The 14,558-nt window shown below is 62.6% G+C and carries 12 protein-coding genes and 4 pseudogenes; 4 read left to right on the top strand and 12 right to left on the bottom strand.

Annotation, left to right across the window (positions count from 1 at the left end):
- Positions 1 to 265 precede the first annotated feature (265 nt).
- Entirely contained in the window at positions 266 to 787 is a 522-nt protein-coding gene (locus tag IPF76_RS09370) for a site-specific integrase (protein WP_293842822.1), read from the bottom strand.
- 167 nt (positions 788 to 954) lie between these two features.
- Between IPF76_RS09370 and mazG the strand changes: the two genes are divergently transcribed.
- Positions 955 to 1,731, top strand: coding sequence for a nucleoside triphosphate pyrophosphohydrolase (mazG, locus tag IPF76_RS09365; RefSeq protein ID WP_293842820.1), 777 nt, complete (start codon positions 955 to 957; stop codon positions 1,729 to 1,731).
- Here mazG and IPF76_RS09360 read toward each other — a convergent pair.
- From IPF76_RS09360 to dusB, 9 genes and pseudogenes are all read right to left on the bottom strand, one after another.
- Positions 1,706 to 2,778, bottom strand: a pseudogene (locus tag IPF76_RS09360) (GTPase). The gene mazG and the pseudogene IPF76_RS09360 sit on opposite strands and share 26 nt — an antisense overlap.
- 8 nt (positions 2,779 to 2,786) lie before the next feature.
- On the bottom strand, positions 2,787 to 3,287 hold the full coding sequence (hfq, locus tag IPF76_RS09355; RefSeq protein WP_293842818.1) for an RNA chaperone Hfq: 501 nt from the start codon (positions 3,285 to 3,287) through the stop codon (positions 2,787 to 2,789).
- A gap of 115 nt (positions 3,288 to 3,402) precedes the next feature.
- Positions 3,403 to 4,784: pseudogene (locus IPF76_RS09350) on the bottom strand (sigma-54 dependent transcriptional regulator).
- On the bottom strand, positions 4,774 to 6,135 hold the full coding sequence (locus IPF76_RS09345) for an ATP-binding protein (RefSeq protein WP_293842855.1): 1,362 nt from the start codon (positions 6,133 to 6,135) through the stop codon (positions 4,774 to 4,776). Before IPF76_RS09345 ends, IPF76_RS09350 begins: the two are co-directional and overlap by 11 nt.
- A gap of 45 nt (positions 6,136 to 6,180) precedes the next feature.
- Positions 6,181 to 6,789 (bottom strand): annotated as a pseudogene (locus IPF76_RS09340) (PAS domain-containing sensor histidine kinase); the annotation flags it as partial.
- A gap of 88 nt (positions 6,790 to 6,877) precedes the next feature.
- Positions 6,878 to 7,063: pseudogene (locus IPF76_RS09335) on the bottom strand (hypothetical protein); the annotation flags it as partial.
- A gap of 93 nt (positions 7,064 to 7,156) precedes the next feature.
- A complete protein-coding gene (locus tag IPF76_RS09330; RefSeq protein ID WP_293842817.1) occupies positions 7,157 to 8,566 on the bottom strand; it encodes a sigma-54 dependent transcriptional regulator in 1,410 nt (469 codons plus the stop codon).
- Complete coding sequence (locus IPF76_RS09325) at positions 8,563 to 9,654, bottom strand: ATP-binding protein (protein WP_293842816.1); 1,092 nt, start codon at positions 9,652 to 9,654, stop codon at positions 8,563 to 8,565. Before IPF76_RS09325 ends, IPF76_RS09330 begins: the two co-directional genes overlap by 4 nt.
- Positions 9,651 to 10,649: a tRNA dihydrouridine synthase DusB gene (gene dusB, locus IPF76_RS09320; RefSeq protein WP_293842815.1), complete on the bottom strand. Its 999-nt coding sequence runs from the start codon at positions 10,647 to 10,649 to the stop codon at positions 9,651 to 9,653. The genes IPF76_RS09325 and dusB overlap by 4 nt, the downstream gene beginning before the upstream one ends.
- A 95-nt stretch (positions 10,650 to 10,744) precedes the next feature.
- Between dusB and IPF76_RS09315 the strand changes: the two genes are divergently transcribed.
- Positions 10,745 to 11,923 (top strand): bifunctional 2-C-methyl-D-erythritol 4-phosphate cytidylyltransferase/2-C-methyl-D-erythritol 2,4-cyclodiphosphate synthase, encoded by a 1,179-nt coding sequence (locus tag IPF76_RS09315; protein WP_293842814.1) that lies wholly within the window; start codon positions 10,745 to 10,747, stop codon positions 11,921 to 11,923.
- A 2-nt stretch (positions 11,924 to 11,925) separates the two neighbouring features.
- Complete coding sequence (locus IPF76_RS09310) at positions 11,926 to 12,483, top strand: CinA family protein (protein WP_293842812.1); 558 nt, start codon at positions 11,926 to 11,928, stop codon at positions 12,481 to 12,483.
- Here the strand turns inward: IPF76_RS09310 and IPF76_RS09305 are convergent.
- Together IPF76_RS09305 and lipA are read right to left on the bottom strand one after the other, a co-directional pair.
- Positions 12,426 to 12,905 (bottom strand): type II toxin-antitoxin system RatA family toxin, encoded by a 480-nt coding sequence (locus IPF76_RS09305; protein WP_293842810.1) that lies wholly within the window; start codon positions 12,903 to 12,905, stop codon positions 12,426 to 12,428. The two genes, IPF76_RS09310 and IPF76_RS09305, sit on opposite strands and share 58 nt — an antisense overlap.
- Before the next feature lie 8 nt (positions 12,906 to 12,913).
- The gene (gene lipA / locus IPF76_RS09300; RefSeq protein WP_366499408.1) at positions 12,914 to 13,849 is read right to left on the bottom strand and encodes a lipoyl synthase; all 936 of its coding nucleotides are present in this window, start codon (positions 13,847 to 13,849) and stop codon (positions 12,914 to 12,916) included.
- A gap of 62 nt (positions 13,850 to 13,911) precedes the next feature.
- Here lipA and IPF76_RS09295 point away from each other — a divergent pair, with 62 nt between their 5' ends.
- Complete coding sequence (locus IPF76_RS09295; protein WP_293842809.1) at positions 13,912 to 14,553, top strand: carbonic anhydrase; 642 nt, start codon at positions 13,912 to 13,914, stop codon at positions 14,551 to 14,553.
- Positions 14,554 to 14,558: the final 5 nt, after the last annotated feature.

The following is a 14,558-nucleotide window of genomic DNA, read 5'->3' as shown; positions in this document are numbered from 1 at the left end:
TATTCGTCGCTGGTGAGGTAATCGACGCACATGTTGAGCACGTAGTCGTGAGTGGCACACCGCGCGTCCGGCCGGATTTGGCGCGGGCGCCATTGGCATTATCTTCGCGCGGAACGACCCAGACGACCTTTTCGGCGAGGTCGACATCGACATGTCGCAAGCCCAGCCTTCGCCGATCCTGAGGCCGGCATTGCAGAGCAACACGATCAGAAACGCGTCGCGCGCGACCGGGCACGCCTCGATCAGCCGCGGGACTCGCTTGGCGTCAGGCGCTTCCAGCACCTGCTGCTGAACCCGGCCGGGATCGCCCGACAGATAGCGGTCCTTGCCCCCTTCGTCGTACGACGCTGGCTGATATGCTCGAGGAACGGCGTATCCGATGCCCGTCAGGCATTGTTAACCTCGGCCGTATCGACCGCGAAGTCGTCGGTGCCGTTATAGAAGCGGGTAAAGATTTGATCGCCAGCTGGATCTGGTTGCGCGTCGATGGCGCCAGAACCCGCGTCTCCTGCTTTCGCAGCAGGATCAGCCGCGGGCTCGGCAAGGCATCCTTTCGGCGGGCAAGCCGCCAAGCAAGGAAGCTGTCGTACAACGAAACCGAAGCTTCATGTAGACCTACGCCATTGGCACCGAGGAAGTTCGCGAAGTCCACAACGTGGCGAACATAAGCCCGTATCGTATTTGGTGACGCGTGAGTCTGTTCGAGATGAACGATCCAGTGACGAAGGCACTCGACGACATCGCCGGCATCGTCCAATACCGTCCACAACCGGCGACCGCCGGGCATTTCGATGCGTGCAGCCTGCCAAGGCGTCGTGGCGAACGAAGTGGACACGGTCGCTGATACTGATGAAAGACTACCGTAACCGCAAGCCTTTCGCCATCACACTGGACACAGTTTACATGGACAGTTCTGGTAGCGCTATTAACATAATATATATTATCGGATAAACTATGACCGACCCGACGTTCCAGTCCCCCATCGATCGCCTGCTAGCCGTGATGGCCAAATTGCGCGATCCCGACGGCGGCTGCGAATGGGATCTGGCGCAGAGTTTCGCGACGATCGCGCCCTACACGATTGAGGAAGCCTATGAAGTGGCCGATGCGATCGCGGGCGGCGACCCTGCGGCGATTTGCGACGAGCTTGGCGACCTGTTGCTCCAGGTCGTATTCCACAGCCAGATTGCCGCCGACGCGGGTCTGTTCGGGTTTGACGACGTTGCCACCGCAATTTGCGACAAGATGGAACGTCGGCATCCCCACATCTTTGGTGACGGCAATACGGATAACGTCCGCCAGCAATGGGAACAGATCAAGGCCGATGAACGCGCCGCCGATGGTTCCGAAGGCGCGCTGTCGGGTGTCGCGCAATCCTTGCCGGCTTTACTTCGTGCCCAAAAGCTCCAGTCACGCGCCGCGCGTGTCGGCTTCGACTGGCCCGATGTTAACGGTCCGCGCGACAAGATCGCCGAAGAACTGGTCGAAGTTGCACTCGCGACCGATGAAGCGGAACGCCACGAAGAGGTCGGCGATCTGCTGCTCGCGGTCGCCAATTACGCGCGCCACCTGGGAGTCGATGCAGAAAGCGCCCTGCGCGATGCAAACATCAAGTTCGGACGTCGCTTTGCAGCAATGGAAAATCGCGCAGGTGGAAGCCTGGCGGGCCTGTCGCTCGACGAACAGGAGGCCCATTGGGTCGCTGTCAAGGCGTCGGAGCGTCGTTCGTAGGCCACAGCCGCTCGAACCGTGCGCTGTCGGCCGGATCCAGCCGGACCGTCAGCACATGCCCCTCACCCTCAGGCTCGTCGGCCAGCACTTCACCGCGCGCGTGAAGCCACGCCGCCGCTTCGCCGTCCTGATAGTCGAGGTAAATCCGCTGAACCTTGTGAAGCGCGGTCAGCTGCGAAGCCATCAGGACGCGGGCCGCCTCGACGCCTTCGCCCGTTACTGCGGAAATGACCGCGACGTCGGAACGCTTCGCCGCCATCTCCTCGATTGCGGCGCGACCATCGGTGTCCGCAGTATCGATCTTGTTCCAGATTTCGATCTGCGGGATGGCAGACGGCGTATCGCCCTCCCCGTCATCTTCTGGCCCATTGACCCCTAGCGAGCCCAGAATCGCGCGTACGTCGTCATATTGCGCGTCGCTGTCGGGATGGACGATGTCGCGGACATGGACGATCAGGTCGGCGGTCGTGACCTCTTCGAGCGTGGCGCGAAACGCCGCGACCAGTTCGGTCGGCAGGTCGGAAACAAAACCGACGGTGTCGGAAAGGATCGCCTTGTCGATGCCCGGTAGCCGGATCTCGCGCATCGTCGGGTCGAGGGTGGCGAACAGCATGTCTTCCGCCATGACGTCACTTCCCGTCAAGCAGTTGAAAAAACCTGCAAGCGTCCTTCGGCGGTCGCGGCGCGTTCGCCGAAGATTTCGAGGATCAGCCCGGTCCGGTCGATCACCTTGGTGCCGAAAGCGGTTTCCAGATTGCGCTGCTGGATCGGGCTGAGAGCGGCATCGACCACGACGAGTTGGACGCCATGTTTCTCGATATCCGGTGTGATCGCCTCGATCTGCCCGACACCGAGCAAGGTTGCTGCCCGCGTCTGGCGCAGTCGCAGCATATGCACGGCGACCACGTCGAGCCCGATCGCCAGCGCGAGCCCCCTCGCCTCCTCTGCCCGCGCGTCAAGATCGCGCGTCAAATGCTGGCTATGCCATTCGGGCACGACCAACAGCGCGGCAGCGCCGCGGGTGACTTCTTCCTGGCTGTCAATAATCGAGGCGATCAGGCGTTTTCCGCTTCTGCGTCGGGTTCGCTGTCGGTCAGGTTGATCGGGCCGTTTGGCTGCACCGTCGAAATGGCGTGCTTATAGACGAGCTGCACTTGGCGCTCGCGCTCAAGCAACATGCAGAACAGGTCGAACGCAACGATATCGCCCTGCAACATCACTCCGTTGACCAGGAACATCGTCACCGATTCATCGGATTTGCGCACCGCATTCAGGAATACATCCTGCAATGCCTTACCCTTACTGGCCGGCGCGTCGCGCAGATTGCCGCCGAGCAGCGAAAGATCGAAATCATGCGACGGCATCACCGTCGAGATCGCATGTTTATATACGAGCTGGGACTGGCCATCGCGGCGCAGCAGTAACGAAAAATTGTCGAACCAAGTGATGATGCCCTGAAGCTTCACCCCTTTGACGAGAAACATTGTTACCGGCGTTTTGCTTTTGCGCAGTGCGTTGAGAAAAATATCCTGGAGATTCTGGTTCTTATCGGACACATTTGCCTCCTATTTTTGGCGGTACGACCGCGGATATGCGCCGGTTTTCCGGCTTTAAGACCTTCTTCTTTCCATCAATATGCGGCAAAGCATGCGCAAGGTCTAGCGCAAAGCCTCACCCCTCGCCGTCCGAACTCTCGGTGAGCCCCAAAAGTTTCAGTTTGCGGTGCAAGGCCGAGCGTTCCATGCCGATAAAGGTCGCGGTGCGCGAGATATTCCCCGAAAAGCGGTTGATCTGGATCCGCAGATATTCGCGCTCGAAATTTTCGCGCGCTTCTTTCAGCGGGATCGCCGTGATCGATTCCGAATTCGGCAAAATGTCGGTACCGCCGCGGACCAGCTCGCCTGGCAGCATATCGGCGTCGATCCGGTGCAAACGACCGCTCGGCGCCAATATCATCACACGTTCGATGACGTTGCGCAGTTCGCGGACATTGCCCGGCCATTCATGCGCTTGCAACGCCGCCATCGCTTCCGAACTGATCTCGGGCGGCGGAACGCGGCGATCGGCGGCATAGCGGCGGATATAGTGGTCGCACAGGCTGGCGATATCGTCGCGGCGCTCACGCAGCGGCGGGATATGCACCGGAACGACATTAAGCCGATAATAGAGATCTTCGCGAAAGCGGCTCTCGGCGATTTCAGTCGTCAGGTCGCGCGCCGAGCCCGAAATGATCCGGACATCGACGCGGATCATCGTGCGGCCGCCAACGCGGGTAAAGCTCTGATCGGTGAGTACGCGCAGGATCTTGCCTTGCGTCGTCAGCGGCATGTCAGCGACTTCGTCGAGAAAAAGGGTGCCGCCATGCGCTTGTTCGAGCAGCCCGACGCGGATCGCCCTGTCGTCGGTTTCGGACCCGAACAATTCGGTTTCGACCGTCTCGGGATCCATGCGCGCCGAGGAAATGACGCGGAACGGTGCATTGTGACGCCCGCTCCAACCGTGCAGCACGCGCGCGGCCACTTCCTTGCCAACGCCCGCTGCACCGGTGATCAACACCCGACTACCGGTCCCCGCGACGCGCTTGAGGGTCGCGCGGACATTGTTGATCGACGCGCTGGTCCCGGTCAATTCGTCTGATGGCCCCGCCTTTTCGCGCAATTGCTCATATTCGAACTTCAGCCGCTCGCTTTCGGTCGCGCGTGCGACCAGATGGAGCAAGCGCGATGCCTCGAACGGCTTTTCGATGAAATCATAGGCACCGCGCCGGATCGCCGCTACCGCGGTGTCGAGCCCGCCATGACCCGAAATGACGATGATCGGCAGCGTGGGATCGAAGGCCTTAATCGCCTCGACCAGCCCTAGCCCGTCGAGCCGCGACCCCTGCAACCACCCGTCGATCAGCGCGAGCGATGGCCGCCGCTGCTGGCGGATCGCTTCGAGCGGGAATCGCTGTCGGAGGCAATACGCGCCTCATAGCCTTCGTCTTCCATGACGCCGGCGACGAGATCGCAAATGTCGCGTTCGTCGTCGACGATCAATATATCAAGCGCCATATTCTTCTCTGTCCTGTCGGTTGCGAATCCGCCCCGGAACCGATTCTGCGTACCCCATGCTTGTTTCGTCGCCCTTCCCTGCCAATCCTTGCAGCCGGTCGGGATGGAGCGTCAGCGTGACACACGTCCCCCGCCCCGCCGGATTGTCCGAAAACTCCAGCTCGCCATAATGCTGTTCGACGATCTTTTTGACGATCGCTAGGCCCAGTCCCGTGCCGCCCTGACGAGTCGTCATATAGGGTTCGGCAATGGTATCGCGCGCCTGCGGCAACCCGATCCCGTCATCCGCAACACGGATCAGGATTTCACCGTGCGGCCCGCTGGCCAGCTCGGCATCAATATGCCCAATGGGAGTTACGTCCGAATTTTTCGCATTTTCTTCAATCGCTTCTACGGCATTTTTGACAATATTTGTCATGGCCTGCGACAACAGGCGACGATCGCAAACGAGCGGTTCGATTTCGTCCGGGGTTTTTACCGCAAAGACGATATCGGGCTTGGCGACCTCGAACAGGAACACCGCCTGGCGCAGGATATCGCGGACATCCTCGACCCCGAAGGTTGGTTTGGGCATGCGGGCAAAGCTCGAAAACTCATCCACCATCCGCCGCATGTCGTGAACCTGGCGGATCACGGTGTCGGTCAATTTCTTGAAGGTCGCGCTGTCGCCTTCGATCTTGTCGCCAAAGCGGCGTTGGAGCCGCTCGGCGGCAAGCTGGATCGGGGTCAGCGGATTCTTGATCTCGTGCGCGATACGCCGTGCAACGTCGGACCAGGCAGCGCGGCGCTGGTCGAGCAATTGCTGGGTAATATCTTCAAAACTCAAGACAAAGCCGTCACCCTGCGCCACGGCCTTGGCCGCCAGCGTCGCAGGTTCGGCGTTGGGGCGGGCAAGCTGGACGATCGCCTCGCGCTCGTCGCCCGTCAGCAATTGCGCCAGCTCGGGTGCAACCTCCGACAAAGGACGACCGGTCAGCCAATCGGCCGATTGGCAGATCAGCCGTTCCGCCGCGGCGTTGGCGAGCTGGATGCGGTGATCGGCATCGACGGATACCACCGCCGCGGACACGCCGCGGCGCACCGCTTCAATAAAGGCCCGCGGCGCTTCGAGCTGTTCGTTGACGCTGCCCAACGCGCCAGTCTGCCCCTCCAACTGCTCGGTCATCCGGTTGAAGGCGCGGGTGAGCACCGAAATTTCGTCATCGCGAGCCGGCGGCGTCACGCGCACCGACAGGTCGCCCCCCGCCGCGGTGCGCGTGGCGCCGATCAGTGTACCGAGGGGCCGGACGATGCGGTCGGCGACAACAATGGCGGCGATCACTGCGAGCGCCAGCAGCAATAGCGATCCCAAATATAGTGCGCCGTTGAATTGCAACTGCAAGAGCTGCGAGCGTTGGAACAACGCATTATAATCAGCAAGCACCGTGCGAGAGAGTTGAAACTGCTGCTGACCGAGGCTGGAGACAGCACGGGAAGCATAAAGAAATGCGTTCGGCCTGCCAGGAAGTCGCGTGACCGCCTCGATCCTGTTGGCGCTTCGGGTGACCACGACTTCTTCGCCAGCATTAAGCCGTTGTATTATCGATGGCGTTACCCGCCCCTCTGCCGCCCGATTGTCGGGGTCGATCATCACCGCGGTCCGGGGGATTCCATCGCGCCCGATTTCGATGATGGCGGATTCGTTGAGTTCGCGAACGACAACCTGAAACCCATAGGCATCTTGAAAGCTGATACTATCGATTGTCTGAGTATCCAGATATTTGCCCAAATCTGTGGACATTGCCGTCGTTTGCCCGGCGACCGACTTCTGGCTTTCCTCATAGAAAGATTGGGCTAATGTCGCGGCGTTTTCGAACATGCCACGTGAGCGGTCGGAATACCAGAAATCGACACCAAACTGGAACAACAGCGACGCAAAAATCACGACCAGCAATGTCGGCACGGCCGCGATCATCGAAAATAGTGCGACGAGTCGGACATGAAGACGGCCATTGCCCCCTTCCATCGACCGCACCGCGCGCGCGCGCGACGCGGCTGCCGACCAGCACGATCAACGCCATCGCGGGGACCAGATTAGCGACCATGATCGCCGCGACGAGCGCCGGTGTGAGCAATCGTTCGCTTTGCGCGTCGCCGGTAACAAAGACGTAGGTCGCTATGCCAACGCTGATGACGAGCGCCAGCGTGTAATATTCGGGGACCGCGAAGCGCCAGAAGCCCGAGCGTACATCCTGCTCGGTCGGGTCGATATTGTGATTCAGGGGAGCCGCGTGCGCCATTGTTGCCATGCTACGACAAACCTGTTGCATAGAAAACACACAAACTGCGCTTGGGCAGGTCGAATGCCTCAAATATGAGCTAGTTTCCGTCGCTCAGGGATGCGTGGGATCGATATCCAGCTGCCCCAGACGTTTGCGCAACGTGTTGCGATTGATCCCGAGCCGCCGCGCAGCCTCCAACTGATTGCCGCGCACATCCCGCAGCACGCGGCGAAACAGCGCCGCCTCGACGATCGCTTCGAGCTGACCGTGAAGTTTTCCGTCGATTGCATCGCCTGCCATCTGCTCGCGCGCCCAATCGTCGACGGCCCTGGCGATCAGGTCGGCGGGTGCCACCGCGCCGCCGCCCTCGCCATTTTCGTGCAGCACCGTTTCGACATCGCGCACGGTCACGACGGTATCACGCGACAGCACCGCCAGCCGCTGGACGACATTGCCAAGCTCGCGGACGTTGCCCGGCCAGTCATAGCGTTCGAGCCACTGCATCGCGGCAGGCGCGAACTGGCGGTCAGGAAGGCCCGAAGCGCGCCCCGCATCGACGAAATGGCGCACCAGCGCGGCGATGTCGCTGCGCCGGTCGCGCAGCGGCGGCAGCGTCACCGGGATGACGTTGAGGCGGTAGAAAAGGTCCTCGCGGAAACGGCCATCGGCGACGAGAGTCCGCATGTCGCGGTGGGTCGCGGCGATGACGCGCACGTCCGCGCGGAGCGCTTGGTTGCCGCCGACGGTCGAATATTCATTGCTCTGCAGCACACGCAGCAGGCGGGTCTGCGCCTCGAGCGGCATGTCGCCTATCTCATCGAGGAACAATGTGCCGCCCGCCGCTTGCTCGAAACGCCCCGCATTGCGGCTGTGCGCGCCGGTGAACGCGCCCTTCTCGTGCCCGAAAAGCTCGGCCTCGATCAGCTCGCGCGGGATCGCTGCCATGTTGATCGCAACGAACGGTCCCGCCCGACGCAGTCCCGTGGCGTGAATCGCGCGGGCAACGACTTCCTTGCCGGTCCCCGATTCGCCGAGGATGAGCACCGCAAGATCGTTCGACGCGAGCCGCGCGATGGTCCGATACACGGCCTGCATCGCGGGGGCGCGGCCGACCAGCCCGTGGCTGTCGGCCTGCGCCGGATCGGTGCCGGTCATCGGTTCGGCGCGGCGTTGCAACGCCGCGCGAACGCTCGCGGTCAATTCGTCGAGATCGAACGGCTTGGGCAGATAGTCATAACTGCCGATCCCGGTCGCGCGCACTGCGGTGTCGAGCGTGTTCTGCGCCGACAGCACGATCACCGGTGTGCCGGCATCCACCCGCAACGAGTCGATACCGTCACCATCGGGCAGCACGACATCGGTAATGATCAGGTCGGGGCGATGATCATCGAGCCAGGCGTTGCGTTCGGCGATGCTGCCGACCGACGCGAAATGATGGCATTCGCCGACCAGCGTTTCGCGGATGATCATCGCGATCGCCGGATCGTCCTCGACCAGCAGGATCGTTTTGCGGCTGCTCATGCGGCGCGTCCCTTTTGCGCCACCGGCAGATGAACGCGAAACCGCGTCCATTCGCCGTCGCGCATATGCTGGACGGTGCCGCCCATGTCGCGCGCCAGTTTGGCGACGAGCGCCAGGCCGAGCCCCCGCCCCTCGCGCTTGGTGGTCACGAACGGATCGAACAGGTCGCCGCGAATATCGGCGGGAACGCCGGGGCCATTGTCGCTGACGCTCACCTCGATCGGCAGCGCGATCCGCCCGCGCCCGTCGCCGTTGTCGATAGACAGCCCGTGGCGATAGGCGGTCGCCAGCCGCACGACGCCATCATCGCGCCCGCCCAGCGCCTCGCAGCCATTGGTGACGAGGTTGAGCAAAATCTGGACCATGGCGTCATGATTGCCCTGCACCAGCGGTAGCGACGGGTCGAAATCCTCGGCAAAGCGCACCCCGGGAAACTGGCGCGCGCGAGCGGTTTCCATCGCCTGGTGGATCGGTTGGTACAGGTTGATCGGGCCGCACGCGATCGGCTGACCACGCGAGAAATGCTCCATCTGGTCGATCAGTGTTGCGATCCGGTCGACCTCGGCGCAGATCAGCGTGGTGAAGCGTTCGCCGCTGGCGTCGGTCTTGCGCGCCAGCAACTGCGCCGCACCCTTTATTCCCGCGAGCGGATTTTTGATCTCGTGTGCCAGCATGGATGCGGCACCGCCGGCGGCGCGCCCCGATCGCCCGATCGCCCCGCCCATCAGCTCGGCATCGCTCTGCGCGGGGATCAGCGCGAGAATGCGGTGGCCGCTGTGGCCATAGGGGACCATCTGCATGTCGACAAAGATCGCTTTGCGCCCGCCGACCGAAATCTCGGCGCGATGCGCGAACAGCGCCGACGTCGCGGCGTCGCTCATCCGCTGGCGATAGCTTCGATCCATATCGATCACGTCATAGACGACGCGCCCGATCATCGCCGACCGGCTGACGTTGCACATCTGTTCGGCGGCGGCGTTGACGAACAGGACAACGCCGCCCTTGTCGATCAACAGCGTTGGGACGGGGTGCGAGTGGATCAGCTCGTCATGGTCGACAATCGGGATATTCGACGTGAGCGCGCTCACGCCGCGGCCTTGCTCAGGAATGGCGTGTAAAAGCGTTCCAAGGCATCGAGCACGTCGCGGCTGCTGGGGATCTGGTTGACCATGTTGCGAAACTCAGCCGACCCGTGCAGCCCCTTGACGTACCAGCCGAGATGCTTGCGCGCCATATTGACCCCGGTGATTTCGCCATAATGCTCGATCATCGCGCGATAATGCGATGTAATGACGTCATATTGTTCGTTGATGCCGGGATCGGGACGCTCGCCGTCACCGCGCAGCACCGCCATCACTTGACCCAGCAGCCAGGGGCGGCCATAGGCACCGCGGCCGATCATGACGCCGTCGGCACCGCTTTGTTCCAGCGCCGTGCGCGCGTCGTTGGCAGAGCAGATGTCGCCGTTGGCGATCACCGGAATCGAAACTGCGTCCTTGACGGTGCGGATGAAGCTCCAGTCGGCCTCGCCGCGGTACATCTGGTTGCGGGTGCGGCCGTGGACGGTCACCAGCCTGGCGCCCAGATCTTCGGCAATATGCGCCAGTTCGGGGGCGTTCAGGCTGTCGTGGCACCATCCCATGCGCATCTTGACCGTCACCGGAACATCGACCGCTTTCACGCAGGCCTCGATCAACGCCGCGGCGAGCTTCAGGTCGCGCATCAGCGCCGATCCGGCATCGCCGCTGGTCACTTTGCGCACCGGGCAGCCCATGTTGATGTCGATGATCGCGGCGCCGCGATCTTCATTGAGCTTCGCCGCCTCGCCCATTTCATAGGGTGTGCAGCCGACCAACTGCATCGACACTGGCTCCTCGACCGGGTCCCACGCCGCTTTCTGGATCGACTGGCGCGTCTCGCGGATCGCCGCCTGGCTCGCGATCATCTCGGTGACATTGAGCCCCGAACCGTAGCGGCGCACCAGGGTGCGGAACGGCATGTCGGTAACGCCCGTCATCGGCGCGAGGATCACGGGATCCGCGATGGTGATATTGCCGATCTGGATGGGCCGCAGCGGCGCCATGGCGAGAGCTTTCGTGTGATTGCCTAAAATTTGAGCAGCGCGTACACGCTAAGCCGCTTTCCCGCAAGCCGCGGCTGCGCTAACCGGCGCGCATAATGACCGAGTCCGCTCCTTCCACCCCGCCGCGCGCGATGGTTATCTTGCTTGCGGGCGGCAACGGTAGCCGGGCCGGTTTCACTGTACCCAAGCAACTTGCTATGCTGGGCGGCAAAGAGGTGCTGCGCTGGAGCCTCGATGCCTTTGCCGCGCACCCTGCGATCGGCGGCGGCGTGCTGATTGCAAATGATGACGTCATGGCGGCAATCGAAACGCTACCGAAAGGCTGGATTTCTGCCAGTCCTGGGGCCGAGCGGCAGCAGTCGGTTGCCAACGCGCTGGCTGCGCTGACGGATCGCGATGACGCTACACCGGTGCTCGTCCACGACGCCGCGCGGCCGGGGGTGATCGCCGAGGTCATCGATCGCCTTCTCGTTGCGCTTGGCGACGCTGCCGCCGCGATCCCCACCCTGCCTGTCTCCGATACGCTCGTCGAGCAAGCCGACAGCGTCGCGGGCAACGTGGTCGACAGGAGCGCGCTCGCTCGCGTTCAGACCCCGCAGGCGTTCCGCCTTGGGACATTGCGTGCCGCCCATGCCGCGGCGATCGATGCGACGGCGACCGACGACGCCCAGCTTGTGCGCCATTTGGGCATCGCAGTGACGACGGTGCCCGGCGATGCGCGGCTTCACAAACTGACTTATGCCGAGGATATGGCCATCCTCTCCGAACTGTTGGGGACCATGACAATGACACGGACCGCCATCGGCATGGGCTATGATGTCCACCGCCTCGTCGCCGATAAGCCGCTGTGGATCGGCGGCATAGAAATTAAGCATAGTCATGGCCTTGAAGGCCATAGCGATGCCGACGTCGGGCTTCATTCACTGACCGATGCGATCCTCGGTGCGCTAGCCGACGGCGATATCGGCGACCATTTTCCGCCCAGCGACCCGCAATGGCGCGGCGCCGCATCGCACCGCTTCCTGAGCTTTGCCGGGGAGCGCGTTCTGGCGCGCGGCGGGCGGATCGACCATGTCGACCTGACCATAATCGCCGAGGCGCCGAAAATCGGCCCGCACCGTTTAGCAATACGCGCCCGGATCGCTGAAATCCTTGCCATTCCGCTCGACCGGGTTAGTGTGAAAGCGACAACGACAGAGCGGCTGGGGTTCACCGGTCGCCGCGAGGGGATCGCTGCGCAGGCTGTCGCGACTTTGCAACTTCCGGAGAATTGACCGTGCTGCCTGACGATGAATCGCGGTTTGCCGTGCGCAATGCGCTCGCTACCAGCGTGCTCGCCAACAATCGCGCCGCGGGCCGCAAAGTTGCGGTCGCGGAAAGCTGCACCGGCGGCATGGTCAGCGCCGCGCTCACCGACATTGCCGGCAGTTCTGACGTGTTTTCGGCGGGTTTCATCACCTATTCGGGTCATGCTAAGCAGAGCCAGCTCGACGTCAGCAGCGAAATTCTCGAAACCTTCGGCGAAGTCTCGCTGGCGACGGCGTGGGCCATGGCGACCGGCGCATTGGCCAACAGCGACGCCGATATAGCCGTCGCAATCACGGGCATCGCCGGTCCGGGGGGCGGATCGGAAAAGAAACCGGTCGGGCTGGTTGTTTTCGCGCGCGCGTTGCGCGGCCAGAATTCGGATGATTATTTCACCCAGCGAGTGCAGTTTGAAGGCGGTGATCGCGCCGCGATCCGCCATCATGCGACGCTGTTCGCGCTCGACCTGCTTCAGCCCGAAAAGGACGAACTGCGCCCTTCCGAAGACATCACCCTGCCCGCCCCGTAAAGATCGTCGGCGCGCGTTTCGAACACTGCGGTCATCTTGCGCAGCGCCTTGTCGAACATCTGCCCCGCGAGTGCCTCGAACATGCGACTGCGGAAAGCGAAATCGACCATGAAATCGACGCGGCAGCCGCCGCCTTCGACGGGCGCAAATTGCCATTCATTGCTGAGGTGGCGCATCGGGCCGTCGATATAGCTGACGGTGACGGCACGCGGACGGTCCTTGTGGACGCGGCACGAAAAGCTTTCACGCAGCCCCTTGAACCCGACGATCATGTCGGCGACCGCCTCATGCTCGCTGTCGCTGCGGATCCGCAGCGCGATTACCCAAGGCAGGAATTCGGGATATCGCTCGATATCGGTGACGAGCGCGAACATCTGCTCGTCGCTGTACGGCAGGACGCGAGTTTCGTGATGCCTGGGCAAGAGCGGCTTCAGCCGGCGCTGGCGCGCGCCAGCTGCGCCTCGCGCGCCGCACGCATCCGCTCGAAATCGTCGCCGGCGTGATAGCTTGAGCGCGTAAGCGGCGACGAAGCGACTTGGAGAAATCCCTTTGCGCGCGCAATCTGGGCAAAGGCGTCGAACGCCTGTGGCGTCACGAAGTCGATCACCTTGGCATGCTTCGGCGTCGGCTGGAGATACTGGCCCATCGTCATGAAATCGATGTCGGCGCTGCGCATGTCGTCCATCACCTGATGCACCTCCATCCGCTGTTCGCCGAGGCCGAGCATGATCCCCGATTTGGTGAAGATCGACGGATCGCGGCGCTTGACGCTTTCGAGCAGGCGCAGCGAGGCATAATAGCGCGCACCGGGGCGGATCGTCGGATAGAGGCGCGGTACGGTTTCAAGATTGTGGTTATACACGTCTGGCCGCGCATCGACGATCGCCGCAATCGCGCTTTCGGGCTTGTTGCGAAAGTCGGGGGTCAGGATTTCGATCGTCGTTTGCGGGGTTTCGCGGCGCAGCGCATTGATCACCTTGACGAACTGGCTCGCACCGCCGTCGGGCAGGTCGTCGCGATCGACCGAGGTGATGACAATATGACTGAGCCCCATTTTCGCCGCCGCAATTGCGGTATGTTCAGGCTCAAGCAGGTCGACGGCGCGCGGCATCCCGGTCTTGACGTTGCAGAAAGCACAGGCGCGGGTGCAAGTGTCGCCCAGGATCATCACCGTCGCATGCTTTTTGGTCCAGCATTCGCCGATGTTCGGGCACGCCGCCTCTTCGCACACGGTGTTCAGGTTCAGCTCGCGCATCAGCTTGCGCGTTTCGGCATAGCCCGGGCTGGTCGGCGCCTTGACGCGGATCCAATCCGGTTTGCGCTGGCGCTGGCTGGGCGTGGCGGCGGGCTGTGCGGGAGCGTTCATTTCGCCCACATAGTCGCGCGCGCGGCTCTTCTCAACCTCTCTGGCTATGCTAAGGCGCGTGCATGACTCACTTTGCAGATATGATCGACGGTTATCGTCGTTTCCGTAACGGCGGCTGGCAGGAACAGCGCGAGCGTTGGGACGGGTTGGCCGAGGGCCAGGCGCCAAAGGTGATGGTGATCGCCTGCTCCGACAGCCGCGTCGAACCGTCGCAGATTTTCGACACCAATCCCGGTGAAATTTTTGTTGTCCGCAATGTCGCCGCGCTGGTGCCGCCGTTCGAAACGACGCCGGGCCGCCATGGCGTGTCGGCGGCGCTCGAATTTGCGGTCCAGTTCCTGCGCGTCGAGGAAATCGTCGTCATGGGCCATGGCCTGTGCGGCGGCTGTCACGCCGCGCTGCACCGTTCGATGGCGGGCGCCGAACCGGGGCGCGGCGGTTTTATCGCCGACTGGATCGCGATGCTCGACGACGCCAGCGAGCAAGTCCGGCGCGACCATAGCGACATCGACAACCGCGACGCCGGTCGCGCGATGGAAATGGCCGCGGTGCGCGTTAGCATCGACAACCTTCGCACGTTTCCGTGCATCCAGGAAAAGGAGCGGCGCGGCGCGCTGCGTGTCCGCGGCGCGTTTTTTGCGATCAGCGACGGGGTGTTGCACCTATTGAACGAAGCGACGGGAGAATTTCTGCCCGCCGCCTGAACGGG

This window comes from Sphingopyxis sp., from assembly GCF_016704835.1.
Lineage (GTDB): Bacteria > Pseudomonadota > Alphaproteobacteria > Sphingomonadales > Sphingomonadaceae > Sphingopyxis.
This window is presented reverse-complemented; position numbering and strand designations above follow the sequence as displayed.

Coding starts and splice junctions, on each gene's coding strand:
- IPF76_RS09295 (WP_293842809.1), top strand. CDS start 13,912: ATGACTCACTTTGCAGATATGATCGACGGTTATCGTCGTTTCCGTAAC.
- lipA (WP_366499408.1), bottom strand. CDS start 13,849: ATGAACGCTCCCGCACAGCCCGCCGCCACGCCCAGCCAGCGCCAGCGC.
- IPF76_RS09330 (WP_293842817.1), bottom strand. CDS start 8,566: ATGAGCAGCCGCAAAACGATCCTGCTGGTCGAGGACGATCCGGCGATC.
- IPF76_RS09370 (WP_293842822.1), bottom strand. CDS start 787: ATGCCCGGCGGTCGCCGGTTGTGGACGGTATTGGACGATGCCGGCGAT.
- IPF76_RS09315 (WP_293842814.1), top strand. CDS start 10,745: ATGACCGAGTCCGCTCCTTCCACCCCGCCGCGCGCGATGGTTATCTTG.
- dusB (WP_293842815.1), bottom strand. CDS start 10,649: ATGGCGCCGCTGCGGCCCATCCAGATCGGCAATATCACCATCGCGGAT.
- mazG (WP_293842820.1), top strand. CDS start 955: ATGACCGACCCGACGTTCCAGTCCCCCATCGATCGCCTGCTAGCCGTG.